This is a genomic window from Prauserella isguenensis (assembly GCF_014191605.1).
In the GTDB taxonomy this organism is placed as follows: Bacteria; Actinomycetota; Actinomycetes; order Mycobacteriales; family Pseudonocardiaceae; genus Prauserella; species Prauserella isguenensis.
The window spans coordinates 1,720,126-1,743,965 of the sequence record NZ_JACHWU010000001.1; the positions used below are offsets into that span (position 1 = coordinate 1,720,126).

The 23,840-nt window shown below is 70.0% G+C and carries 21 protein-coding genes; 9 read left to right on the forward strand and 12 right to left on the reverse strand.

Going from position 1 to position 23,840, the window contains the following annotated elements:
• Positions 1-12: 12 nt before the first annotated feature.
• On the reverse strand, positions 13-1,221 hold the full coding sequence (gene hppD, locus FHS23_RS07960; RefSeq protein ID WP_246381387.1) for a 4-hydroxyphenylpyruvate dioxygenase: 1,209 nt from the start codon (positions 1,219-1,221) through the stop codon (positions 13-15).
• A gap of 121 nt (positions 1,222-1,342) precedes the next feature.
• On the opposite strand from hppD, the gene FHS23_RS07965 reads away from it, so the two are divergent.
• Complete coding sequence (locus FHS23_RS07965) at positions 1,343-1,810, forward strand: Lrp/AsnC family transcriptional regulator (RefSeq protein WP_183650112.1); 468 nt, start codon at positions 1,343-1,345, stop codon at positions 1,808-1,810.
• Between the two features lie 26 nt (positions 1,811-1,836).
• Here FHS23_RS07965 and FHS23_RS07970 read toward each other — a convergent pair whose 3' ends face one another.
• The 5 genes from FHS23_RS07970 to FHS23_RS07990 all read right to left on the reverse strand — a co-directional run bounded on the left by FHS23_RS07970 (position 1,837) and on the right by FHS23_RS07990 (position 6,990).
• The gene (locus tag FHS23_RS07970) at positions 1,837-2,295 is read right to left on the reverse strand and encodes a hypothetical protein (RefSeq protein WP_183650115.1); all 459 of its coding nucleotides are present in this window, start codon (positions 2,293-2,295) and stop codon (positions 1,837-1,839) included.
• Between the two features lie 3 nt (positions 2,296-2,298).
• Positions 2,299-4,827, reverse strand: a complete 2,529-nt coding sequence (locus tag FHS23_RS07975) for a molybdopterin oxidoreductase family protein (RefSeq protein ID WP_183650117.1) — start codon at positions 4,825-4,827, stop codon at positions 2,299-2,301.
• Between the two features lie 133 nt (positions 4,828-4,960).
• Positions 4,961-5,767, reverse strand: a complete 807-nt coding sequence (locus FHS23_RS07980) for an MBL fold metallo-hydrolase (RefSeq protein ID WP_183650120.1) — start codon at positions 5,765-5,767, stop codon at positions 4,961-4,963.
• Between the two features lie 130 nt (positions 5,768-5,897).
• Positions 5,898-6,395, reverse strand: coding sequence for a transcription elongation factor GreA (gene greA / locus FHS23_RS07985; protein WP_183650123.1), 498 nt, complete (start codon positions 6,393-6,395; stop codon positions 5,898-5,900).
• A 190-nt stretch (positions 6,396-6,585) separates the two neighbouring features.
• Positions 6,586-6,990 carry a DUF4307 domain-containing protein gene (locus tag FHS23_RS07990; protein WP_183651192.1) on the reverse strand — a complete coding sequence of 135 codons (405 nt, stop codon included), beginning with the start codon at positions 6,988-6,990 and terminating at the stop codon, positions 6,586-6,588.
• Positions 6,991-7,418: 428 nt separating this feature from the next.
• Between FHS23_RS07990 and mca the strand changes: the two genes are divergently transcribed.
• Entirely contained in the window at positions 7,419-8,279 is an 861-nt protein-coding gene (mca, locus tag FHS23_RS07995) for a mycothiol conjugate amidase Mca (protein WP_183651195.1), read from the forward strand.
• Positions 8,276-8,608: a hypothetical protein gene (locus FHS23_RS08000; protein ID WP_425501107.1), complete on the forward strand. Its 333-nt coding sequence runs from the start codon at positions 8,276-8,278 to the stop codon at positions 8,606-8,608. The genes mca and FHS23_RS08000 overlap by 4 nt, the downstream gene beginning before the upstream one ends.
• Before the next feature lie 24 nt (positions 8,609-8,632).
• On the opposite strand, the gene FHS23_RS08005 is transcribed toward FHS23_RS08000, so the two are convergent.
• Positions 8,633-9,262 carry a VOC family protein gene (locus FHS23_RS08005; protein ID WP_183650130.1) on the reverse strand — a complete coding sequence of 210 codons (630 nt, stop codon included), beginning with the start codon at positions 9,260-9,262 and terminating at the stop codon, positions 8,633-8,635.
• Between the two features lie 178 nt (positions 9,263-9,440).
• Between FHS23_RS08005 and FHS23_RS08010 the strand changes: the two genes are divergently transcribed.
• The gene (locus FHS23_RS08010) at positions 9,441-11,468 is read left to right on the forward strand and encodes a thioredoxin domain-containing protein (RefSeq protein ID WP_183650133.1); all 2,028 of its coding nucleotides are present in this window, start codon (positions 9,441-9,443) and stop codon (positions 11,466-11,468) included.
• A gap of 109 nt (positions 11,469-11,577) precedes the next feature.
• Entirely contained in the window at positions 11,578-13,464 is a 1,887-nt protein-coding gene (locus tag FHS23_RS08015) for an acyl-CoA dehydrogenase family protein (protein WP_183650136.1), read from the forward strand.
• On the opposite strand, the gene FHS23_RS08020 is transcribed toward FHS23_RS08015, so the two are convergent.
• Positions 13,461-13,901: an NUDIX domain-containing protein gene (locus tag FHS23_RS08020; protein ID WP_183650139.1), complete on the reverse strand. Its 441-nt coding sequence runs from the start codon at positions 13,899-13,901 to the stop codon at positions 13,461-13,463. The genes FHS23_RS08015 and FHS23_RS08020 overlap by 4 nt on opposite strands.
• 76 nt (positions 13,902-13,977) lie before the next feature.
• Positions 13,978-14,931 carry an AraC family transcriptional regulator gene (locus FHS23_RS08025; RefSeq protein ID WP_183650142.1) on the reverse strand — a complete coding sequence of 318 codons (954 nt, stop codon included), beginning with the start codon at positions 14,929-14,931 and terminating at the stop codon, positions 13,978-13,980.
• 211 nt (positions 14,932-15,142) lie between these two features.
• On the opposite strand from FHS23_RS08025, the gene FHS23_RS08030 reads away from it, so the two are divergent.
• Positions 15,143-16,366: a cytochrome P450 gene (locus FHS23_RS08030; RefSeq protein ID WP_183650145.1), complete on the forward strand. Its 1,224-nt coding sequence runs from the start codon at positions 15,143-15,145 to the stop codon at positions 16,364-16,366.
• Between the two features lies 1 nt (position 16,367).
• Positions 16,368-17,378: a 2Fe-2S iron-sulfur cluster-binding protein gene (locus tag FHS23_RS08035; protein WP_183650147.1), complete on the forward strand. Its 1,011-nt coding sequence runs from the start codon at positions 16,368-16,370 to the stop codon at positions 17,376-17,378.
• A 314-nt stretch (positions 17,379-17,692) separates the two neighbouring features.
• Here FHS23_RS08035 and trhA read toward each other — a convergent pair whose 3' ends face one another.
• The gene (gene trhA, locus FHS23_RS08040) at positions 17,693-18,376 is read right to left on the reverse strand and encodes a PAQR family membrane homeostasis protein TrhA (protein ID WP_343053756.1); all 684 of its coding nucleotides are present in this window, start codon (positions 18,374-18,376) and stop codon (positions 17,693-17,695) included.
• A 125-nt stretch (positions 18,377-18,501) separates the two neighbouring features.
• Between trhA and FHS23_RS08045 the strand changes: the two genes are divergently transcribed.
• The gene (locus FHS23_RS08045; RefSeq protein ID WP_183650150.1) at positions 18,502-19,281 is read left to right on the forward strand and encodes an isoprenyl transferase; all 780 of its coding nucleotides are present in this window, start codon (positions 18,502-18,504) and stop codon (positions 19,279-19,281) included.
• Positions 19,282-19,830: 549 nt separating this feature from the next.
• Positions 19,831-21,225 (forward strand): RNA 5'-3' helicase PhoH2, encoded by a 1,395-nt coding sequence (gene phoH2 / locus FHS23_RS08050; RefSeq protein ID WP_183650153.1) that lies wholly within the window; start codon positions 19,831-19,833, stop codon positions 21,223-21,225.
• A 62-nt stretch (positions 21,226-21,287) separates the two neighbouring features.
• On the opposite strand, the gene guaB1 is transcribed toward phoH2, so the two are convergent.
• Positions 21,288-22,736, reverse strand: a complete 1,449-nt coding sequence (guaB1, locus tag FHS23_RS08055; RefSeq protein WP_183650156.1) for a GMP reductase — start codon at positions 22,734-22,736, stop codon at positions 21,288-21,290.
• 47 nt (positions 22,737-22,783) lie between these two features.
• Positions 22,784-23,809 carry a helix-turn-helix transcriptional regulator gene (locus FHS23_RS08060; RefSeq protein ID WP_183650159.1) on the reverse strand — a complete coding sequence of 342 codons (1,026 nt, stop codon included), beginning with the start codon at positions 23,807-23,809 and terminating at the stop codon, positions 22,784-22,786.
• Positions 23,810-23,840: the final 31 nt, after the last annotated feature.

A 23,840-nucleotide genomic window follows, 5' to 3' on the forward strand; every position in this document is an offset into this window, starting at 1 on the left:
CCCTCCCCCGGGCTAGAGGTTTCCGCGGCGTTCCTGCTCGCGCTCGATCGCCTCGAAGAGGGCCTTGAAGTTGCCCTTGCCGAAGCCGAGTGAGCCGTGTCGCTCGATGAGCTCGTAGAACACCGTCGGCCGGTCACCGATCGGTTTGGTGAAGATCTGCAGCAGGTAGCCGTCCTCGTCGCGGTCGACGAGGATGCCGTGCTCCTTCAACGTCTCGATGGGTACGCGCACCTCGCCGATCCGCGCTCGCAGCTCCGGATCGTCGTAGTACGAGTCCGGCGTCGACAGGAACTCCACGCCCGCCGCGCGCATGGCCGTCACGGTCGCGATGATGTCGCTGCAGGCGAGGGCGATGTGCTGACATCCCGCTCCGCCGTAGAACTCCAGGTACTCGTCGATCTGCGAACGCTTCTTGCCGACGGCGGGTTCGTTGAGGGGGAACTTGACGCGGTGGTTGCCGTTCGACACGACCTTGCTCATCAACGCCGAGTACTCGGTGGCGATGTCGTCGCCGACGAACTCCGCCATGTTCATGAAGCCCATCACGCGGTGGTACCAGTTCACCCAGTGGTCCATGTCGCCGAGCTCGACGTTGCCGACACAGTGGTCGACCGCCTGGAAAAGTCGCTTCGGCGCGCCCTCCGGGCGGGTCACGGTCGACGTCCTCGCCACGTAGCCCGGCAGATACGGCCCTGTGTAGCGCGAGCGGTCGACGAGCGTGTGCCGCGTGTCGCCGTAGGTCGCGATGGCGGCCATCCGGACGGTGCCGTGGGCGTCCGAGACCTCGTACGGCTCGACGAGCACGGTCGCGCCCTGCTTGCGGGCGTGCGCGACACAACGGTCCACATCGGACACCTCGAGTGACAGGTCCGTGACGCCGTCGCCGTGCTTGCGGTGGTGGTCCAGCAGTGCCGATTCCGGCCGCACGCCGCCGTTGATCACAAACCGTGCGGAGCCGGACTTCAGCACGAACGACTTGCGGTCGGCGTCCCCGGTTTCCGGGCCTGCGTACGCGACGAGCTGCATGCCGAACGCGACCTGGTAGAACCACGCCGTCTGGGTCGCGTTGCCGACCGCGAACACGACGGCGTCCATCGCCTTGACCGGGAACGGGTCGGCCGAGTCGTCGTGGTCGACCAGGCCGACGAGCTGGCGCAGCTGGTTGTAGTCGATGTCGTCGATCGCCTGGTCTGCGGGAGTCATCGCTGATTCCGTCGTCATGGCAGCGAGCATGACCCCGATGTGCAGACTGGGCAATCGCCACCGATTCTTCTGGGCAATCTGTCCAGTAACGTCGCGATGGGTGAGATCATAGTGAACAATCTGTTCAGGAGGCGATGCGATGACGTTCGACGCGCTCGACGCCCGGCTGCTGTTGCTGCTGACCGACGCGCCGAGGCTCGGCGTGCTCGAATGCGCGCGCCGCCTCGGCGTCGCACGCGGCACGGTGCAGGCCCGGCTCGACCGGCTCTCCGCCGACGGCGTGCTCACGGGGTTTCCGCCGGAACTGCGCCTGGACGCGTTGGGCTACGGCCTCACCGCGTTCGCCGTGCTGGAGATCGCCCAGGGCAGGCGCGGGGAGGTCGCGGAGGAGCTGGCCGCGATCGACGAGGTCTGCGAGGTACATGCGACGACGGGCCAGGGCGACCTGTTCGTCCGTATGGTGGCCCGCTCGAACGACGACCTGCAGCGGGTGATCGACGAGGTCGTCGGCGTCTCCGGCGTGCGCAGGACGTCGACCTCGATCGCTCTGTCGACACCGGTCGCGCCGCGGGTGCGTCCGCTGCTGGAACGGATCGCACAGGGCTGATCCACGTCGTACCCCTGCGCCCCCGGTTACTTCGCGGCGATGAGGGCTTGCGGTGCCGCCTGCTTGATCCGGGTCTGCAACCACTGCAGCTGCCGAGTGGTGTCCTGCTCGCACGCGTCCACGAGCTGCAGTAGCTCTCTGTCGCGCAGTCCCTGCGCCGCCTGGCCCACGACCGTCCAGGTCATATCGACGAACGAGCCCAGCATGTACAGGTCCTGCAGGTCGCGCAGCAGTCCCACACCGCCGCTGCGGGTGCTCTCGAGGCCGGTCGCGCGCAGCCGTTCGGGTTCCTGTTCGCGGTTCTCGCCGTAGCGACGAACCACCGGTGTCAGTGCCTCGAGTTGCTCGTCGACCTGGCGGGCGAGGACCTGGCAGAGGTACTCGACGTCAGGTTCCTCGCCATGGCCGTCGCTCACCTGACGGAAGGCGTCCGCCAGAGAGCGGAGCGAGGAATCGAGCAGACCGACGTAGACGGGCAGGTGCACGGTTCAACTCCTTCTTGCGGCGTGCGGCAACACGGGCTGAGGCACGCCGGGCGTGTGTTCCGGACTGGGTACCTGCCCTGGTGGATCGGCGACGCCGGGGTCCTCTCGCGTCTCGGCGCCCTGATCGCCCCGGGTCGCGGGGACGGTCGCCGGGTCGTGCGGCGCGGATGCGGTGGTGGTCGGAGCGGGCGCGCAGCGCTGTCCCGGTGCGAGCTTCGTGACCCGGACGGCCGAGACCTTGAACAGCGGCTGCTTGGAGACGGGGTCCCACTCGGTCTGCGTCAGCTCGTTCGCTGCCGTCGGCTGCCGGTCGGGAGCGCCCGTGTCCCAGTAGCCGTAGTGAAAGGGGAGGAACACGGTGCCGTCGCGGCCACGCCCGATCCTCGCGGGCGCTTCCATCGCGCCACGACGGGACTCGACCCGCACCAGGTCACCCTCGTCGACGCCCAACGCCTCGGCATCCCCCGGCGAGAGTTCCACCCAGGGCTCGGGGGCGGCCTTGCGCAGTTGCCTCCCGCGGCCGGTCTTGGTGCGCGTGTGGAAGTGGTAGACCGTGCGCCCCGTTGTGCAGATGTAGGGGTACTCGTCGCTCGGCGCGTCCGGGGCGGGCGTGTACTCCGCGGTCTTGAGGAAGGCGCGGCCGTCGGGCCTCTCGGCCTGGTAGTTCGTCGGCGGGGTCGCACCGCCGGTGAGCAGGTCGTGCCCGTAGCTCTCGCACACCTCCGGAGCCGTCGGGAACACCCCGTCGGAATAGAGCCGGTCGCTGCCGTCGGGGTTCTCGGCGTTGCACGGCCAGGGCACCCCGCTGCCGCCGCGGAGCTTGTCGTAGGACAGCCCCGTGTAGTCGCACAGCCTCCCTCGGGTGCACTCCTTCCACGCCTCGAACGCGCTTTCCGGATCATGCCACTTGACGAGTGGTTCGCCGTCGCGGTCGCGCAGGTCCATTCGCCGCGCGTAGTCGAGGAAGATGTCCAGGTCGCTGCGAGCCGCACCGGGCGGTTCGACGGCCTGCTCCGACAGGTGGACCGTCCGGTCGGCGTTGGTGAACGTGCCCTGCTTCTCGCCCCACATCGCGGCGGGCAGTACCACGTCGGCGAACTCTGTGGTCTCGGTGGGAAAGCCGTCCTGGACGACGACGAAGAGGTCCTCGCGGCCGAGGATGTTGCGGATACGGGGAAGCTCGGGCATCGAGGCCGCGGGATTGGTGGCCGAGATCCACAGGAAGTCGATGGAGCCCTGTTCCACGTAGCGCCAGATCTGCATGGCGTGCGTCGGCGGGGCCCAGTGGGGGATGACGAGCCGGTCCACGTTCCACAGCTCGGCAAGTTGGTCGATGTGGTTCTGGTTCTGCCAGTTGCGGAACCCGGGCAGGTCGCCGTCGGCACCGCACTCGCGGGTGTTCTGAGCCGTCGGTTGCCCGTTCATCTGGAGCACGCCGCACCCTGGACGGCCGAGCAGCCCGCGGAGCAGATGCAGGTTGTTCACCTGGCACGAGGCGGCGGTGGCCTGGTGGGACTGGTAGAAGCCTTGCAGGACGGTGGAGAGCACTCGCTCCGAGGTCCCGAAGATCTCTGCTGCTCGACGGAGGTCGTCCGGTGACACCCGGCAGATCTCGCTCACCTTCTCCGGGGTGTAGGCCTCGACGGTGCGCGCCAGCTCCTCGAAGCCGAGCGTGTGGGCCGACACGTACTCCTCGTCGACCCACCCCTGTGTGATCAGCTGGTTCACCAGGCCGTTCATCAGGGCGAGGTTCGTGCCCGGCAACGGTGCGAGATGAACGCCGCCGGACTCGACCGCGGCGTCCGCGACCTTGGTGCGCCGCGGGTCGACCGCGACGATCCGAGGCCGGTCGGGGCCGTGCAGCCGGTCGAGCACCCGCATCCACAGAACCGTCTGCGTTTCGGCCATGTTGTGTCCGAACAGGAAGAGCGCGTCGCAGGAGTCGATGTCGGTGTAACTGCCCGGCTGGCCGTCCGAGCCGAAGCTCTCCTTCAACGCGGCTGCGGCGGTGGCCGTGCACAAGCGGGTGTTGCCGTCCATGTGCGGTGTGCCCAGACCTGCCTTGCCGATCACGCCGAGTGTGTAGTACTCCTCGAGAAAGAGCTGACCGCTGGTGTAGAAGCCGTGCGACGACGAACCCACCTCGTCGAGCAGTTGCCGGGACCGCTGCACTATCCGGTCCATGGCGGTGTCCCAGTCGGTCTCCACCAGCTCGCCGTTCTCGCGGATCAACGGACGGGTGAGACGGTCCCGCCCGTTCCACTGCCACGAGCCGTACAGGCCCTTCGGCCCCAGCCTCCCGTGGTTGACGACGTCGTCGGTGCGACCACGGACACCGACCATGCGCCCGTCCTTGACGGCGATGTCGCAGGCACAGCCGTTGCTGCACAGCACGCAGGCCGACTGCACCCAACGTTGCACGTCGGACTCGGCCACCCCCTCCTCCAGGTGTTGATCGAGGCGGACCGGCCACGAGGTGCCCCGGGCATGGGGTGTGCGCTGGCCCCAGATATCGGCAATACGGTCCGTCATGTCCGGCTCCGGATCCTGTCGGCGGTGCAGACCGCGCAGTACCCCGTCGTTCTGCTTCGCCAAACTTGACCGTGCACGGGGAGCGTCGTCGGCGCGCACGGCGCGTGCGCAGGACGTCGACGCGCTCCCACCGTCAGCCCGCGGTCTGCTCCAGGTATCTCGCCACCGACCGGTCGACGATCCGGCTCGCCCCGCCGGAGATCGTCGCGTCCCACCAGGCGCCGTAGACGTCGTCGAACGCGAAACCGGCGAGCATCTCGCCGGCGCGCCGGACGACACTGGGCCGTTCGGGGATGTGGTTCGGGTAGCTGTACATGAACGCCACGAGCTCGCGGTTCGGCACGACCTGCACGATGTCGCCCGAGAACAGGGCGCCCTTCCCGGCGGCGCCGTCGCTCCAGTGCAGCACGGTTCCGCCCGCGAAGTGGATGCCGAGGTTGACGAGCGTCAGGTCGTCGGCGAGGCGGAGTGTGTCGCCCGCCCAGAACCGGATCCGCCCACTCGGCCTGCCGACCCACGGGCGGTCGCGTTCGTGCAGGTGGATGGGCACGTCGAAGGCGTCGGCCCAGTCGACCATCGTTGTGTAGTAGTGCGGGTGGCTGATGGCGATCGCCGTGATCCCGCCGAGCTCGGTGACCCGGCGGATCATCTCGTCGTCAAGGTACGCGACACAGTCCCACAGCACGTTTCCCGACGCGGCCGGCACGACGAGCGCTCGCTGGCCGATCCCGAGCCGCTCGCGGGTGCCGACGCCGTACACGCCGGGCGCCTGCTGTTCGACGGCGACCGTGTAGCCGGCTTCGCGCAGCCGGGCGAGGTTCGTCCACTGCTGGCCGGACGGCGGCACGTACTGGCGTTCGTCCTCGCAGATCGGGCAGTCCGGCCGCGGCTGGGCGTACTGCGTCCCGCACGTGAGGCAGATGGGCAGTTCCGGGCTCATGGGCACCAGCGTGGCAGAGCAGGCCGCCGTCGACTCGCGGAAGCAGGAACCGGCCCGTGGGCCGATACGACGAGCGGCGCGCCCCGGCCGGAGCCGGGACGCGCCGCTCGTGGTCGTGCTGCCGGGCCCGTCAGCTGGCGCTGTAGGGTACCGCCTTGAGCAGCTTGACCTTCTCGGTCTTGCCGTTGGGCAGCGGGTACTCCCGCGTATCGCCCTCCTTGGCACCGAGCAACGCCTGCCCCAGTGGCGAGTCCGGCGAGTAGATCTCGAGTTCGCCCCCGCCGCCTTCTTCACGTGTCGCGAGCAGGAACGTCTCGGAATCGTCATCGCCGTCGTACTGGATGGTCAGCACCATGCCCGGCTCTGCGATTCCGTCGTTGGACGGAGCCTCGCCCACCTTGGCATTGCGCAGGAGCTCCTGCAGGTGACGGATGCGGGCTTCCTGCTGGCCCTGTTCCTCGCGGGCCGCATGGTAGCCACCGTTCTCCTTGAGGTCGCCTTCCTCGCGGCTGTCGTTGATCTTCGCGGCGATGACCGGACGATTCTCGATCAACTCATCGAGCTCGCTCTTGAGCCTGTCGTAGGCATCCTGGGTCAGCCAGGTCACCTTGGTGTCGCTCACGGTCACCATCTCCTCCTAGCCTGCCGAGCCTGGGTGTGCAGGCCGGCCGCCACGCTCGGCGGCGTGGTTCGAAATAAGGAAAGACACGGCCCCGCTAGGACCGTGCCGATAGCCGAGCATAGCACGAAACCACCGCCGGATGCCGCTCAGCGCAATTGCCGCCGGACACTCGGCGCTCGTTTCACTCCGTTGGCCGCTAGGGGCTTGACAGATATCGCGGAACATCGTAGCTGCAGCCGTAGACGTCCGCGGTGACAGGCCGCCCGATGCTCTGGATCACCGTGGAGACGCGTTCCAATCCCGGTGCGACCAGGATCTCTTTCCGCCCGCTCTCCTGGCCGGAGCGGTTACGTGCACGTACAATGCACACGCCCTCCCGGTCGGGTTCGTTGCGCGAGACGTCGATGGTGATCTGCACGGCGTCGCCCGGCCGCTCCTCGTACGTCACACGCTGGGCGTCGATGGGTGCGCCCGCGAGATTCTGATACCCGACATATGCCGCGACACCGCTCACGACCAGCGCGATCGCGGTGAACGTCCACACCTGCCACCGGCTGCGGCGCCGATTCGGCTTGCGCGCGGCCCCGTAACGGTCGGCCATCCGGTCCCGGGCGTGTTGCGGGTCCGGCTGCGGCGCACCGGCCGCCTGAGCGTCGGCCGCGGCGTCGTCGGGTGTCGGCTCCTCGGGCAAAACGGAGGCCTCCCGGTCGGGACTGTCGTGGCTACCAGGAAGATGGATGTCGTCCCCGGCGTTACGAGTATCCGGGGAGGCCCGTCGGGTGCGGGCTCCGGGGTCGGCAGGCCCGTCCGGGGATCGCGCCGGTGGGGCCGCGCGCACCGGGGCGTGGGAGGTGACGCCGGCGGGCACGACCCGGTGTGTCGGCGGGGGCAGTACGCCGGCACACGGCAGTGGACAGCAGCGGATACAGCACAGGTGTGAGAGGGGTCTGGTCGGTCATGACTGGATCGAACGGAACGGGATCGGTCGAAGCCGGGCAGGTCGAGGCGGCGAGCAAGGGCTTGCGGCTGATGGCCGTGCACGCCCATCCCGACGACGAGTCGAGCAAGGGCGCGGCCACCATGGCCCGGTACGTGGCCGAGGGGGCCGACGTCATGGTCGTGACCTGCACCGGAGGCGAGGCCGGCGACGTACTCAACCCGGCGATGGACCGGCCCGAGGTGCACGAGCACATGGACGAGATCCGGCGTGAGGAGATGGCCACCGCCGCGAAGATCCTCGGCGTGCAGCACCGCTGGCTCGGCTTCGTCGACTCGGGGCTGCCGGAGGGCGACCCGCTGCCGCCGCTGCCCGAGGGCTGCTTCGCGAGGGTGCCGCTCGAGGAGCCGACCGAGGCCCTCGTGCGGGTCATGCGGGAGTTCCGGCCGCACGTCGTGATCACCTACGACGAGAACGGCGGCTACCCGCACCCGGACCACATCCGCACGCACGAGGTGTCGATGGCCGCGTTCGACGCCGCCGCCGACCCGGATCGGTTCCCGGACGCGGGCGAGCCGTGGCAGGCGTCGAAGGTCTACTACGTCCACGGCTTCTCCCGTGCCCGCATCACCGCGTTCCACGAGGCGCTGCTCGAGGCCGGGCAGGAATCGCCGTGGGCGGAGTGGCTGGAACGGTGGGACCCGGACAAGCCCGACATCATGGAGCGGGTGACCACCCAGGTGCCGTGCTCCGAGTACTTCGAGCAGCGTGACGACGCACTGCGTGCGCACGCGACCCAGATCGATCCGACCAGCCGGTGGTTCGCCGTCCCGCTCGAGACGCAGCGCAGGCTGTGGCCGACCGAGGAGTACGAACTCGCCCGCTCGCTTGTCGACAGCACCGTTCCGGAGGACGATCTGTTCGCGGGCGTGCGAGAGAAGGTGAACCCCTGATGTTGCCTGCGGCGATGACCGGTCCGGCCATGGCGGCGACCGAGGTGCTGGCCCAGCAGCAGGACACCGGCGGGCAGGGACAGGACTTCGGCAAGTCCTCCCCGGTCGGGCTCCTGCTGATGCTGGTGTTCCTGATCGCGGTCGTCTTCCTGGTTCGGTCGATGACGAAGCACCTCAAGCGCGTTCCGGCGAGCTTCGACGACTCCGGCAGCGGGTCCGGCGAGGACTCGTCCGGAACCGGTGACGGTGATGGCGACGGCGACGCGGCGAGCGGGGCAGAGACGGTGTCGGCTTCACCCGGCGAGCAGGCCAAGCGCGACGAATCCTGACCTCCGCCCGCGGCCGGAACGTCGTCAGGCGAACAGGAACGTGTGCCCGGACGGCAGGTGTACGGGCGCGAACGTCGTCGCAGGCCGGTCCGCGACCTGGATGACGGCCGTCCACCCCGGCGGCTCCCCGGTCCGGGTGCGGAACACGGCGCCGGTCATGGGCAGGCCGAGCCGGTTGCGGTAGAACCCGGCCGCGGCGGTCGGTGTGACCGACGTGTGCACCAGACGGCGCGGGGTTCCCGGGGCCGCCGAATGCGTCCACCCGGCGAACGTGCCGGGCTGCCACAGCGAGACGGCCGCGCCGAACGGGTCGACGATCGTGGCGAGCACGCCCAGGTCTCCGATCGGCGACGGCTCGGCGACCGACGTGGCGCCCGCGGAGACGGCGGTGTCGTGCACGGCGGCCGCGTCCTCGACGGCCACGTAGTAGCTGACGCGCGGCTCGGTCCCCGGCGGACGGGCGTCGCTGTCGACTCTGCTCACGCCCGCCATCCAGTGGCCGTCGAAGCGGGCCTTGCGCGCCGTCGCCGGGTCGCGGTGATCGTCGGGGTCGACGACGCATTCCCAGCCCAGCGCGGCATCCAGTTCCCGCTCCGTCGCGTCGAGGTCGGGTGTCTTCAGGTCCATCCAGCAGAACTCGCCGGCCGGGCGCATACGGAGGATCGTGACCGCCCGGTTGGTCCGATGCAACCGGAATGCCCCGTTGCTGCGCAGCGGGTGGTGGTGCGGTGACGGCCGCGACGGTCGCACCGTGTTGCCGAGGACCGGTGACAAGTCTCGTCTCCGACCGGGCACACGTGCGTGGCGCGCGGCGGCAAGGGAGACTCTCGGTATGGCCAATCGCCTTGCGAACTCGACGAGCCCGTACCTGCTCCAGCACGCGGACAACCCGGTCGACTGGTGGCCCTGGTGCCCGGAGGCCCTGGCCGAGGCGGCCGAACGCGACGTCCCGATCCTGCTGTCGATCGGCTACGCGGCCTGCCACTGGTGTCACGTCATGGCGCACGAGTCCTTCGAGGACGACGACATCGCCGCGCTGATGAACGAGCACTTCGTGAACATCAAGGTCGATCGCGAGGAACGTCCGGACCTCGACGCCGTCTACATGTCCGCCACGCAGGCGATGACCGGCCAGGGCGGCTGGCCGATGACCTGTTTCCTCACGCCGGACGGCAAACCGTTCCACTGCGGCACGTACTTCCCGCCCCGGCCGGTGCACGGCATGCCCGCCTTCCACCAGGTTCTCGACGCCGTCGCGAAAGCGTGGTCGGAGCGACGGGACGAGCTCGTCGAGGGCGCGGGCAAGGTCGTCGATCATGTCGTGGAGCAGTCGGGTCCGTTGCGGCAGCAGACGCTCGACGACGAGGCGCTGACGAGCGCCGTCACCAAGCTGCGGCAGGAGACCGATCCGGGCTACGGCGGTTTCGGTGGGGCACCGAAGTTCCCGCCGTCGATGGTGCTGGAGTTCCTCATGCGGCACTACGAGCGGACCGCCAACCCGGCCGCGTTGTCCATTGTGGAACTGACGGCGGAAGGTATGGCGCGGGGCGGGATCTACGACCAACTCGGCGGCGGGTTCGCGCGGTACTCGGTGGACGGCAGGTGGGTCGTCCCGCACTTCGAGAAGATGTTGTACGACAACGCGTTGCTGCTGCGCGCCTACACGCACATGGCGCGCCGCACAGACCATCCGGGTGCTCGCCGTATCGCGACCGAGACGGCCGAGTTCCTGCTGCGGGACCTGCGCACCGACCAGGGCGGGTTCGCCGCATCGCTCGACGCCGACACCGACGGTGTGGAGGGTTCGACGTACGTGTGGACGCCGCAGCAGCTCGTCGAGGTGCTCGGTGACGACGACGGCGCCTGGGCCGCGGAGACGTTCGCCGTCACCGAGGAGGGCACGTTCGAGCACGGCACGTCGACGTTGCAGCTGCCCGCCGACCCCGACGACACGGAACGCTGGCAGCGCGTACGGGAGAGGTTGCTCGGGGCGCGTAACCGGCGGCCGCAGCCTGCGCGCGACGACAAGGTGATCGCCGGGTGGAACGGGCTGACGATCGCTGCGCTGGCCGAGGCGGGCGTCGCGTTGGGCCGGCCGGAGTGGGTCGACGCCGCGGGCGAGGCGGCCCGGTTGCTGCTCGACGTCCACGACGTCGACGGCCGGCTGCGGCGCAGTTCCCGGGACGGTGAGGTCGGCGACGCGGCAGGCGTGCTCGAGGACTACGCGTGCACCGCGGACGGCCTGCTCGCGCTGCACCAGGCCACCGGCGAGGCGGGCTGGCTGGCCGAGGCGCTGCGACTGCTCGACGAGGCGGTCGACCGGTTCGCCGCGGAGGCTCCGGGCGCGTTCCACGACACGGCCGACGATGCGGAGGAGCTGTTCAGCAGGCCTGCGGACCCGACGGACAACGCGAGCCCGTCGGGTGCGTCGGCGCTCGCGAGTGCGTTGTTGACGGCGTCGGTGCTGGCCGGGCCGGACAGGGCGAGCCGGTACCGGTCGATCTGCGAACAGGCCGTCGCGCGAGCGGGTGCGCTGGTGATGCAGGTGCCGCGGTTCGCGGGCAACTGGGCGGCGGTGGCGGAGTCGCTGCTTGCCGGGCCGGTGCAGGTCGCCGTCGTGGGGGAGACGGAGTCGTCGCGCTCGGAGCTGTTCGAGACGGCGGCGCAGCGGGTGCCGGGCGGTGCGGTCGTCGTGGGCGGGCAACCCGACACGGGCGGCGAGATCGATGCGGGCGGGGTGCCGCTGCTGGCGGACCGGCCGTTGGTCGACGGCGAACCCGCCGCCTATGTGTGCCACGGGTACGTGTGCGACCGGCCGGTGACCGAACGGGACGACCTCGTGCGCGCGCTCGCCCGCTGAGTCGGGGCGCAGGCCGCGTGTGTCCACTGTGGCTCCCGGCGGAGTGAAGACCGCGGGGACCGGTGCGTGTCACAGTGCGCTCGCCCGGATCGTCCGGCACGCTGGCGGCATGAACTCCCTGACAGACGTCCTCGACGGCCGGTGGGCGGGTATCCGCCGTGACGTGCGTGCGCAGGTGGCCGACACAGCCCAGCCCGACGCGTACGGCCTGGGCCGTGAGGAGCACCGCGCGCAGGTGCTCGGGCAGCTGCACGAACTCGCCGCGACGGGCAGGCCGCACCTCGGTTTCCCCGTCGAGTACGGCGGCAAGGGCGACATCGGCGGGACGATCGTCGCGTTCGAGATGCTCGGGTTCGGCGACCTGTCGCTGATGGTCAAGGCCGGTGTGCAGTGGGGACTGTTCGGTGGCGCGGTGGAGTTGCTCGGCACGCGCGAACACCACGAGAAGTACCTACGGCCGATCATGGACCTGGAGTTGCCAGGATGCTTCGCGATGACGGAGTACGGCCACGGCTCGGACGTGCAGAACCTACGCACCACGGCCACGTACGACCCGGCCGCCGAGGAGTTCGTGATCCACACGCCGGACTGGTCGGCGCGCAAGGAGTACATCGGCAACGCCGCGCGTGACGGGCGGATGGCGGCGGTGTTCGCCCAGCTCGTCACCGGCGGCGAGAGTCGCGGTGTGCACGCGTTCCTGGTGCCGGTCCGCGATGACGCGGGTGTCGCGATGCCGGGCGTGACGATCGAGGACTGCGGCCACAAGGCCGGTCTCAACGGGGTCGACAACGGGCGGCTGACGTTCGACGAGGTACGCGTGCCGCGGACTGCGCTGCTGAACCGCTACGGCGACGTCGCCCCGGACGGCACGTATGCGAGTCCGATCGAGAGCGACGGCAAACGGTTCTTCACGATGCTCGGCACGCTCGTGCGCGGCCGGGTCAGCGTGGCGGGAAGCGCGGGCAGCGCGACGAAGCGGGCGCTGACGATCGCGGTGCGATACGGCGACCGGCGCACGCAGTTCGAACGGCCCGGAACCGACGACGAGATGGTCGTGCTCGACTATCTCGGCCACCAGCGGAAACTCCTGCCGGCGCTCGCGACGACGTACGCGCTGCACTTCGCTCAGGAGGAACTGGTGTGCGCGCTGGACGAGTTGCAGCACACCTCCGAACCCGCCGAACGCAGCCGCCGCGAACTGGAATCGCACGCCGCGGGGGTGAAGGCGGCCGCGACGTGGCATGCGACGTCGACGATCCAGGCCGCGCGGGAGGCGTGCGGCGGCGCGGGGTATCTCGCCGAGAACATCCTGCCGCAGCTCAAGGCCGACACGGACGTGTTCACCACGTTCGAGGGCGACAACACGGTGCTGTTGCAGCTCGTGGCGAAGGGGTTGCTGACGAGCTACAAGCAGGAGGTGCAGGACCTCAGCCCACTCGAGACGGCGCGGTTCGTCGCGGAGCAGGTCGTCGACACCGTGATCGAACGGACGTCGGCGCGCAAGGTGATCGAACGGATCATGGATGCGAGCCCGAAGCGGGACGACGAGGACTCGTTGTTCGACCGCGCCTGGCAGATCGCCGCGTTCGAGGACCGCGAGGAGCACGTGCTGGACAGTCTCGTCAAGCGGTTGCGCAAAGCGGGCCGTGACAACGGTTTCGAGGTGTTCAACAGCGCGCAGGACCACGTGCTGCGGGCGGGCCGCGTGCACGTCGACCGGATCGTGCTCGAGGCGTTCGTCGGCGCTATCGACCGGTGCACCGACCCGGACACGAAGGCGCTCCTCGACCGGGTGTGCGATCTCTACGCGCTGGCCAACATCGAGGCCGATCGCGCATGGTTCCTCGAGCACGGCCGGTTCACGGCCCAGCGGGCCAAAGCCGTTGTCGCAGCGGTGAACGAACTGTGCGGCGAGTTGCGCCCGCGGGCCCGCGAACTCGTCGACGCGTTCGCCGTCCCCGAGCAGTTCCTGGCCGCACCGATCATCGCGGACTAGGCGCGTTCGAGGCGGTACGACGCCGCCGCGTCGGGTGCGGTTCCCGTGGCCAGTGCGTCGAGGGCCAGGCGGGTCGCGGGGAACAGCGCGTCCGGCAGGTCGTCGTCGGCGAACCATTCCCAGGTGCGGAACACCTGCGGTTCGAGCACCTGTGGTTCGCCGCGGACGTCTCTCGCGACAGCCACGGCGGTGGCCGTGACGCCCGGTTCGGGCGCCAGCACGAGGTGTGCGACGTCGACGGATCCCGCGGCCAGCCCGGTCTCCTCGGCGAGTTCGCGTGCCGCGGCGCGTTCGAAACTCTCGCCGGGGTCGACCGCGCCACCGGGCAGGCACCACACGGTCGGTTCGTCGGCCTTGTCGCGCAGCCCGAGCAGCACGCGTTCGCGGGCGTCACACACCACGACGCCGACTCCGACCGTGCCGTTGCCGCTCGCCATCAGCGCAGTCCGGTGACGGACTCGGCGCGGGTCATCGGTTCTCCTCGAACGTTCCGGGGTGCTCGTCGGCCGCAGCCTACGCGTCGACGTGCCAGTCCCGTGCCTGTGACGGCGGCCTGCCGTATCGCTTGCGGTAGGCCGCGGCGAACCGGCTGGCACTGGAGAACCCCCACCGCGCCGCGACGTCGCTGACCGTCGGCGCGGCCGGTCCGACGAGGTCGGCGTGCGCGCGGCGCAGTCGCACGTCCGTCAGGTACTCCGTGGGAGTGGTTCCGACCCACCTGCGGAATCCTTCCTGCAGGCGACGTGCCGTCGTGCCCGCGACGGTCGCCATCTCGACCGCCGTCCACGCCCGGCCGGGATCGTCGTGCAGCTCGCCGAGCAGCCTGCGGATCGAGCGCGGTCGGGCGGGCGCGCCCTCGCCCGAATCGGGGCAGCTCGCGAGCAGGAACCCCGCGGCGACCGCACCGGCGAGCTGCTCCCGCACCGGCCCGACGTCGGAGAACAGGTCCGGGTTCTGCAGATGCGCGGCGAGACTGCCCACGACCTGCCGCCAGGCGTGTGCGCGGCCCGCGTCGAGCTGCAGCTGGTCGGGGAGTTCCGCGCGCAGCCCGGACCGATCGGTGCCGATGATCCGTTCCGACTCCCGGTCGAGCCACGCGCTGTCGAACTTGACGCCCAGCACGGTGCAGGTGGCATCCCAGTGGCTGATGAGCGATGGCGTGTCGGCGCGGAAGATCGTGCCCTGCCCGGGTACCGACGACACCGGCCCGCGGGCGCCCCGGCTCTCCAGATGTCCCGTGAGCGGCAGGTTCACCTCGTAGGCACCGGGGTAGTCGCACTCGATGCCGGCGTCGGCGCCCCATCCGACGTGCCCGACCAGCACCGGGCCGAGGTCGAGGGTGCGCAGCGTCAGTCGCGGCTCGCGGCCACCACCCAGCGGCCGGAGCTCGTGGGGAAAGTACGCGTCCGCCACCTGCCGGGACGCCTGGTCCCAGTCGTGCGGTGCGCGACCACGTCGTGCGCGCATAGGCACAAACCGTACCCGAGTCACGGATCACGAACTAGGAACCGTCCGACCGGTGTGTGCAGCGGCTCCCGTCGGCGGCCGGCGGGAACGACGAAAAATCGTTCCGGCCGCGCGATCGGTGTCGTGGGCGCGCGAAGCGTGTCGCCCGGGCGTCCAGACGGCCCTACCGTCCGTGCTCATCCCGGACAACGACGTGGGAGGAGACGCCCTCATGACGACCACCGAACGGCCTGATCTGTCCTGGCTCGACGAGGTGACGATGGCCGATCTGGAACGCAACCCGTACGCCACGTACGAGCGGTTGCGTGCCGAGGCGCCGCTGGCATACGTGCCCGTGCTGGGCTCGTACGTGGCCTCGACCGAGGAGGTCTGCCGCGAGATCGCGACGAGCCCCGACTTCGAAGCTGTCATCACCCCCGCAGGTGGTCGCACCTTCGGACACCCGGCGGTCATCGGTGTCAACGGCGACGTGCACGCCGACCTGCGCACGATGATCGAGCCCGCCCTGCAGCCCGCCGAGGTCGACCGGTGGGTCGACGACCTCGTGCGGCCCATCGCGCGTCGCTACCTGGAGCAGTTCGAAAGCGACGGCCAGGCCGAGCTGGTCGCCCAGTTCTGCGAGCCGGTCAGCGTGCGTTCCCTCGGTGACCTGCTCGGACTGCACGACGTCGAATCGGACAAGCTGCGCGAATGGTTCGCCAAGTTGAACCGTTCGTTCACCAACGCGGCGATGACCTCCGGCGGCGAGTTCGCCAACCCGGAGGGGTTCGTCGAGGGTGACGAGGCCAAGGCCGAGATCCGGTCGATCGTCGACCCGCTGATCGACAAGTGGATCGAACACCCCGACGACAGCGCCATCTCCCACTGGCTGCACGACGGCATGCCGCCCGGCCAGACGCGCGAGCGCGAGTACATCTACCCGACGATCTACGTCTACCTGCTCGGCGCGATGCAGGAACCGGGCCACGGCATGGCGTCCACGCTCGTGGGGCTGTTCGGCAGGCCGGAGCAGCTGGAAGAGGTCGTCGACGACCCGACGCTGATCCCGCGTGCGGTCGCCGAGGGCGTGCGCTGGACGTCGCCGATCTGGTCGGCCACCGCGCGGATCTCCACCAAACCGGTGACGGTGGCGGGCGTCGACCTGCCCGAGGGCACGCCGGTGATGATGTCGTACGGCTCCGCCAACCACGACACGGGCCGGTACGAGGCGCCGACCACGTACGACCTGCACCGTCCGCCACTTCCGCACCTCGCGTTCGGCGCCGGCAACCACGCGTGCGCAGGCATCTACTTCGCCAACCACACCATGCGCATCGCGCTGGAGGAGCTGTTCGAGGCGATCCCCAACCTGGAGCGCGACACTCGCGCAGGCGTCGAGTTCTGGGGCTGGGGGTTCCGCGGACCGACCAGCCTGCACGTGACCTGGGAGGTCTGACATGACGTTCGCGGTCACCGTCGGCGGCAACAGCGTCGAGTGCGGTGAGGACCAGGCGCTGCTGGACGCCTGCCTGCGGGCGGGGGTGTGGATGCCGAACTCGTGCAACCAGGGCACGTGCGGCACGTGCAAGCTGCACGTCGTCGCGGGCGAGGTCGACCACGGCTCGTCGCCGGTGGAAACACTGTCCGACGAGGAACGCTGCGCGGGAATGGCGCTGGCCTGTCAGGCGCGGCCGCGTGGCGACGTCGAACTGCGTCCGCAGGGCACGAGCGCCGCGCGGACGGCGAACCCGTTGCGGGACATGGTCGGCACGGTGCGGGAGGTCTCCGACATCGCCCGCGACACCCGGCGGATCCTGCTCGGGCTGAACGAGCCGTTGACGTTCGACGCGGGCCAGTACGTCGAACTGGTCGTGCCCGGTTCCGGCGAGCGCAGGCAGTACTCGCTGGCCAACACGGCCGACGAGGACAAGGTGCTCGAACTGCACGTCAAGCTCGTGCCCGACGGCGTGGCCACCCACGGCTGGCTGTTCGACGGTCTGGCCGAGGGCGACGAGGTGGACATCTCCGGCCCGCTGGGTGATTTCCACCTGCCTCCGGAGTCCGAGGACGACGGCGGGCCGATGGTCCTCATCGGCGGCGGCACGGGACTGGCGCCGTTGATCGGCATCGTGCGGACGGCCCTGCGCAGGCACCCGGCGCGGGAGGTCGTGCTGTACCACGGGGTTCGCGGTGAGGAGGAGCTCTACGACGGTGACCGGCTCACCGAGCTGGCCGAGCAGCACCCGAACTTCCGGTTCGTCCCGGTGCTGTCGCACGAGCCCGCCGACGGCTATCGCGAGGGCTTCCCGACCGACGCGTTCGTCGAGGACGTCTCCACGGCGCGCGGCTGGACGGGCTGGCTGTGCGGCCCGCCCGCGATGGTCGAGGCCGGGGTGAAGGCGTTCAAGCGCAGGCGCATGGCGCCCCGGAACATCCACCGGGAGAAGTTCACGCCTGCCGACGCCTGAACGGGCGGACATGTGACAGGCCGCCTTCGGGCGGCGGTGCCGGCGCTCGCGGCCCGAGCGCGAGCGTCCGGGTGTGCCGGCGGGTCCACGTGGCCCGCCGGCACACTCCGGTGAACGACGACTGCGATGGCCAGTTCGGTCCGACCAGCAGGCCGACGACGGCCGCCGTGACGATCGCGACGGCACGGTGACCGCGGTGCTGTGGGGCGCGCTGCACGGCCTCGGCATGGTGGAACGCGCAGGCCGGTTGCGCGCGCAGCACCGCGACGAGTGCGTCGCCGAGCTCGCCTGCCCGTGACGGCCCGCGCCCGGTGTCAGTACATCGCGAGCCAGATGGCGATGTAGTGGCAGATCGCGGCCAGCACGGTGCAGAGGTGGAAGAACTCGTGATAGCCGAACGTCTTCGGCCAGTAGTTCGGCCAGTGCGTCGCGTAGAAGACCGAACCGAGGGTGTACAGCGCGCCCCCGACGAGCAGCAGTACCAGCGCGGCGGCGCCGCCGTCGGTGGCGAGCTCGGGCAGCACGAACACGGCCACCCAGCCGAGCGCCACGTAGATCGGCACCCCGAGCCAGCGCGGCGCCGCAGGCCACAGCATCTTCAGTGCCACGCCCGCGATCGCGCCCGTCCACACCACGGTGAGCACGATGTAGCCCGTGGGCTGCGACATCGCCAGCAGCGTGAACGGCGTGTACGTCCCGGCGATGAACAGGAAGATCATCGAGTGGTCGGCGCGCTTCATCCACTGGTACGCGCGGGGGCTCCAGATGTGCCGGTGATACAGCGCGCTGACACCGAACAGGCCGAGGACCGTGGCACCGTAGATCGACGTCGCCAGCGCGGCCAGGCCCGACACCGTCGCCGCGGCCAGAGCGATGAGGGTGGCACCGGCGGCCACGGCGCCGAAGAAACTCCAGAAATGCAGATGGCCGCGCAGTCGTGGCCGGTCGTGGACGGACTTCTCCGGACGCTCGTCCTGTCCCAGGCGCTCGTCGCTCACAGTGCTCACACCACCAGGTTACGAGGCCGTAGGTGCCGGGTGCACCCGTGAGGTGTGCACGTCACGTCCGGAAGTGACGACGAGCTCGCACCACGCCCACACCGGCAGGCGTACGCTGCTTGGACGTGAGTCTTCGGTCGTTCGCCTCCAAGGTCGTGTACCGCCTGTACTCGTGGCGGTTGCAGCAGCAGTCCGGGGGAAGGCACCCCCAGCACATCGGGATCATCCTCGACGGCAACCGCAGGTGGGCCAGAGAAGCGGGCTTCACGGACGTCAACGGCGGCCACCGCGTGGGTGCGAAGCGGATCGCCGACTTCCTCGGCTGGTGCCGTGAGGCGAATGTAGAGGTCGTGACACTGTTCCTGCTCTCCACCGACAACGTGCGCAATCGTGCGAACGAGGAGGTGCAGGCGCTGCTGCAGATCATCCCGGACGTCGTCGACGAGCTGGCCGCGCCGGGGAACCCCTGGCAGCTGTCGATCGTCGGGGCGCAGGACCTGCTGCCCGCCGACGTCGCGACCCGGCTCACCGCCGCGGCGCAGCGCACCGACGGCCGCAAGGGCATGGTCGTCAACGTCGCGGTCGGTTACGGCGGCAGGCAGGAGATCGCCCACGCGGTGCGCAAGCTGCTCCGGCAGCACGCCGACGAAGGTACGTCCATCCGGGAACTGGCCAAGATTCTCGATGTCGACCATATCTCCGAACATTTGTATACTTCGGGGCAGCCGGACCCGGACCTCATCATTCGGACGTCCGGAGAACAGCGCTTGTCCGGTTTTCTGCTGTGGCAATCGGCGCACTCCGAATTCTGGTTTACCGAGGCTTACTGGCCGGCTTTTCGCCGGGTCGACTTTCTGCGCGCGCTGCGTGACTACGCGGTGCGGAATCGGCGGTACGGCGGGTGAGCCCTCCGCGTCTCCCCGGCGACGTCGTCTCGGTGTGAAGGGTGCCCGGTATAGGTATTGACCTGCGGATACGGTGGGTGCTATACGCTTGTCGATCACCGGCTCGGGGTATGGATCTTGCCCGTAGCAGGCGTTTCCTGGTATAGCAGCCCCGTTTTTGTGGCGTGTGGAAACCTTTGGTCTTTCCCGGTGACGAAAACGGTTCCGGCGCTGGGTTCAGTGACTTTCGGTGGCGGCCGCAGGGTGTTCGTGTCCCGTGTCCGGCGGCGACATGACAAATCGGTGAATCACCTGGCTGGATGCCTGCGTTTATCGATCCTCGGCGGTAGTTTCGCGGGTGACGGACCACGAACCGATGTGGTTCGTCGCGGGAGGCCCTGGTCGTGGCAGTGACACAGCGAACGGCGAAGCCGTTCAAGCACACGAGGGGGCCGGCACCGGGCCCTCGTGGCCGTGTGACCTGATGTCGTCAGGTCAGCGACCAGCCAGGGCAGTGCCCGGCCCAGCGAGTGCGGGCGTGGTGCCAACGCCCCTGAGGGAGATGCCGTCGTGACTGCGCAGCGTTCGCCCCAAGATGCCTCCGGCCCCGTTACCACCGGCGCCTCGGGCTTCGATCCCGACGCCGCAGGATCCCCGGGCGAGCCCCGGACTTTCGTGCTCGACACCTCGGTGCTGCTGTCCGACCCGTGGGCGATGACGAGGTTCGCCGAGCACCCGGTGGTTCTGCCGATCGTGGTGATCAACGAACTCGAAGGGAAGCGCCACCACCCCGAGCTGGGCTGGTTCGCGAGGGAGGCCCTCCGGCTGCTCGACGACCTGCGACGCAAGCACGGCAGACTCGACGCCCCCGTGCCGATCGGTGAGGACGGCGGCACCCTGCACGTCGAGCTGAACCACTCCGACCCCACGGTGCTGCCGCCGGGGTTCCGCACCGAGGCCAACGACCACCGCATCCTCGCGTGTTCGCTGAACCTGTCGAAGGAGCGTGCCGGTGGTGTCACCCTGATCACCAAGGACATCCCCCTGCGGGTCAAGGCCGGTTCGGTGGGCCTGGACGCCGACGAGTACCGCGCCGAGGAGGTCACGCCGTCCGGCTGGACGGGCACCGCCGACCTCGACGTGCCGCAGGAGGCCCTCGACCAGATGTTCTCGAAGGGCTCGGCCGAACTCGCCGACTTCGGCGTGCCCGACGCGGCCGAACTGCCCTGCCACACCGGGCTGCGCCTCCTGGCGGGCACGTCCAGTGCGCTCGGCAGGGTCACGCAGGACAAGCAGGTCAAGCTCGTGCGCGGTGACCGCGAGGCATTCGGGTTGCACGGCCGGTCGGCCGAACAGCGGATCGCACTCGACCTGCTGCTCGACCCGGACGTCGGCATCGTGTCGCTCGGCGGCCGCGCCGGCACCGGTAAGTCGGCGCTCGCGCTGTGCGCGGGGCTCGAGGCCGTGCTGGAACGCGGGATGCACCGCAAGGTCGTCGTCTTCCGGCCGGTGTACGCGGTCGGCGGCCAGGACCTCGGCTACCTGCCGGGTTCCGAGAACGAGAAGATGCAGCCCTGGGCTCAGGCGGTGTTCGACACGCTCGGCGCGCTGGTCAGCCAGGAGGTCGTGGACGAGGTGCTCGACCGCGGCATGCTCGAGGTGCTGCCGTTGACCCACATCCGCGGGCGGTCGCTGCACGACTCGTACGTGATCGTCGACGAGGCACAGTCGCTCGAGCGGAACGTGCTGCTCACGGTGCTGTCGCGGCTGGGGTCGGCGTCGCGAGTGGTGCTCACGCACGACGTCGCGCAGCGCGACAACCTGCGGGTCGGCAGGCACGACGGCGTCTCGGCGGTGATCGAGAAGCTGAAGGGCCACCCGCTGTTCGCGCACGTCACGATGACTCGCTCGGAGCGTTCACCCATCGCCGCGCTGGTCACCGAGATGCTCGAATACCACGGCTGACCGACGCCGCCCGTTGTCCCGCCCCCAAGGTGCCGCCAAGGGCACCTTGGGGGCGCTTCACGTCACCAGCCGCCGGGAAGGGGGCGTCCCTCGGCGAAGCCGGCCGCGGACTGGACGCCGACGACGGCGCGCTCATGGAACTGCTCCAGGCTCGTCGCGCCCGCGTAGGTGCACGCCGAACGCACGCCCGCCGTCACCGAGTCGATGAGGTCCTCGACGCCGGGGCGTGTCGGGTCGAGGGCCATCCGCGACGACGAGATGCCTTCCTCGAACAGGCTCTTGCGGGCACGCTCGTAGCCGTTGTCGGTCCGGGTGCGCGCGCTCACGGCCCGCTTCGAGGCCATGCCGAACGATTCCTTGTACGGCCTGCCCTGCTCGTCGTAGCGCAGGTCGCCCGGGGATTCGTACGTGCCCGCGAACCAGGAGCCGACCATGGCCGACGAGGCGCCCGCGGCCAGGGCGAGCGCGACGTCGCGCGGGTGGCGAACGCCGCCGTCGGCCCACACGTGCTTGCCGAGCGCCCGGGCGGCCTCGGCACATTCGCGCACAGCGGAGAACTGCGGCCGTCCGACGCCGGTGGCCATGCGGGTCGTGCACATCGCGCCCGGTCCGACGCCGACCTTGACGACGTCGGCGCCCGCCTCGATGAGGTCACGCGTGCCCTGCGCCGTGACGACGTTGCCCGCGACGACCGGCACCGCCGAGTCGGCGGGCAGCACCGACCGCACGGCCTTCAGCGCCGCGATCATCTTCTCCTGGTGACCGTGTGCCGTGTCGACGACGAGCACGTCGACACCCGCCTTCAGCAAGGCTTCCGCCTTGGCGGAGACGTCGCCGTTCACGCCGATGGCCGCGGCGATGCGCAACTGCCCGGCATCGTCGGTCGCGGGCGTGTAGATACCGGCTCGCAGCGCCGACACCTGGGTGAGCACACCTGCGAGTCTGCCGTCGGCGTCGACGCCGAGCGCGAGGCGCCCACCGTGTTCCTGGACGCGCTCGAACACCTCACGCGGCGGGGTGTCCAGCGGGCAGACCAGCACGTTCTCGTCGATGATCTCGCCGAGCCGCGCGAAGCGGTCGACGCCGGTGCATGCCTGCTCGTCGACGATCCCGACCGGTTTGCCGTCCGAGTCGACGACCGCCACCGCGCCGTGGGCACGTTTGCCGACGAGGTTGAGAGCATCCGCGACGGCGTCACCGGGCGTGAGCACCAGCGGGGTGTCCCACACCGGGTGGCGGCTCTTCACCCACGCCGTGATGTCGGCGACCGCGGCCGGGTCGACGTCCTGCGGCAGCACGACGAGCCCGCCGCGCCGCGCGACCGTCTCGGCCATGCGGCGGCCCGCGACCGCGGTCATGTTCGCGACGACGAGCGGGATCGACGTGCCGGTGCCGTCCGCCGTGGAGAGGTCGACGTCGAAGCGTGACTCCACCGCCGAGCGGCCCGGCGCGAGAAAGACGTCGTCGTAGGTCAGGTCGTGAGAGGGCCCGTGGCCATCGAGAAACTGCACGAGACTTCAGCGTACTGGACGCGAGGGCGGAAAGCGGGTGCGAGCCGTCACGTGTCCGCGCCGGCTGGGGCGGCCATGCCGGTGAGCCTGCGGGCGAGGCGGGCGGCGGCGTCGCGCAGCTCGGGCGGTTCGAGAATCTCGCACTCGAACGGCAGGCGGGCGATGTGCAGGGCGATCCAGTCGAGGTCGTCGCCGCCCGAGACGAGCAGGCAGCGCTCATCGGCCCCAGGCTGCTCATCGACCCCGGACTGCTCCCCGGCCCGGGGCTGCTCACCGGTCTCCGGTTCGATCCGAGCGGCCTGCGGCGGTACGTGCTCGGCGACTCGGTCTGCACTCGCGTGGACGCGCACTCGCGCGGTGTGGCGGTACGGCGAGGCGGTCACCGACTCCTGCACGTAGGCGACCGGGTCCGGGTGTTCGCGCGGGTGGAACCGCCAGGTCGTCGCCGTCACGTCGGTCATGCGGTCGAGGCGGAACGTACGCCAGTCCTCACGGTCGACGTCCCACGCCATGAGGTACCAGCGACGGCTCGTGGCGACCATGCGCACGGGTTCGACCGTGCGGGTGCGGACGTCGCCGCCCAGCGTCGTGTACCCGAATCGGGCACGCACGGTGTCGCGGCACGCCCTGGCCAGGGTCAGCAGAGTGTCCGGATCGACCTCGGCGCCCGGGGCGACGAGCGTGTCCGTGGCGCTGTGCACCGCGCGGACCTCGCCGCGCAACCGGGGAGGCATCACCTGGTCGAGCTTGGCCAGGACCCGCAGCGCCGCCTCGCCCGTGCCGGCGACCGTGCCGCCGGAGGCGATTCGCAGCGACACGGCCGTCGCGATCGCCTCGGCGTCGTCGAGCAGCAGCGGCGGCAGGCGGGTGCCCGCGCCGAGCTGGTATCCGCCGCCGACCCCCGCTGTCGCCTGCACCGGATAGCCGAGCGCCCGCAGCCGCTCGACGTCGCGGCGCACCGACCGGTTCGTCACGTCGAGCTCCGCGGCCAGTTCGCTCGCAGTCCAGACGGGCCTGCGCTGCAGCAGCTCCAGCAGTCGCAGCACCCGCTCGGTGGTCCCCTCGACGGTCATGTCCGAATCCTGGCACACATCGCGGACCGCA

Bases quoted from the DNA above. Each gene is read 5' to 3' on its own strand.
- hppD (WP_246381387.1), bottom strand. From the start codon at position 1,221: ATGACGACGGAATCAGCGATGACTCCCGCAGACCAGGCGATCGACGAC.
- FHS23_RS07965 (WP_183650112.1), top strand. From the start codon at position 1,343: ATGACGTTCGACGCGCTCGACGCCCGGCTGCTGTTGCTGCTGACCGAC.
- FHS23_RS07975 (WP_183650117.1), bottom strand. From the start codon at position 4,827: ATGACGGACCGTATTGCCGATATCTGGGGCCAGCGCACACCCCATGCC.
- FHS23_RS07980 (WP_183650120.1), bottom strand. From the start codon at position 5,767: ATGAGCCCGGAACTGCCCATCTGCCTCACGTGCGGGACGCAGTACGCC.
- FHS23_RS07990 (WP_183651192.1), bottom strand. From the start codon at position 6,990: ATGGCCGACCGTTACGGGGCCGCGCGCAAGCCGAATCGGCGCCGCAGC.
- mca (WP_183651195.1), top strand. From the start codon at position 7,419: ATGGCCGTGCACGCCCATCCCGACGACGAGTCGAGCAAGGGCGCGGCC.
- FHS23_RS08005 (WP_183650130.1), bottom strand. From the start codon at position 9,262: ATGCGCCCGGCCGGCGAGTTCTGCTGGATGGACCTGAAGACACCCGAC.
- FHS23_RS08010 (WP_183650133.1), top strand. From the start codon at position 9,441: ATGGCCAATCGCCTTGCGAACTCGACGAGCCCGTACCTGCTCCAGCAC.
- FHS23_RS08015 (WP_183650136.1), top strand. From the start codon at position 11,578: ATGAACTCCCTGACAGACGTCCTCGACGGCCGGTGGGCGGGTATCCGC.
- FHS23_RS08020 (WP_183650139.1), bottom strand. From the start codon at position 13,901: ATGGCGAGCGGCAACGGCACGGTCGGAGTCGGCGTCGTGGTGTGTGAC.
- FHS23_RS08025 (WP_183650142.1), bottom strand. From the start codon at position 14,931: ATGCGCGCACGACGTGGTCGCGCACCGCACGACTGGGACCAGGCGTCC.
- FHS23_RS08030 (WP_183650145.1), top strand. From the start codon at position 15,143: ATGACGACCACCGAACGGCCTGATCTGTCCTGGCTCGACGAGGTGACG.
- FHS23_RS08035 (WP_183650147.1), top strand. From the start codon at position 16,368: ATGACGTTCGCGGTCACCGTCGGCGGCAACAGCGTCGAGTGCGGTGAG.
- FHS23_RS08060 (WP_183650159.1), bottom strand. From the start codon at position 23,809: ATGACCGTCGAGGGGACCACCGAGCGGGTGCTGCGACTGCTGGAGCTG.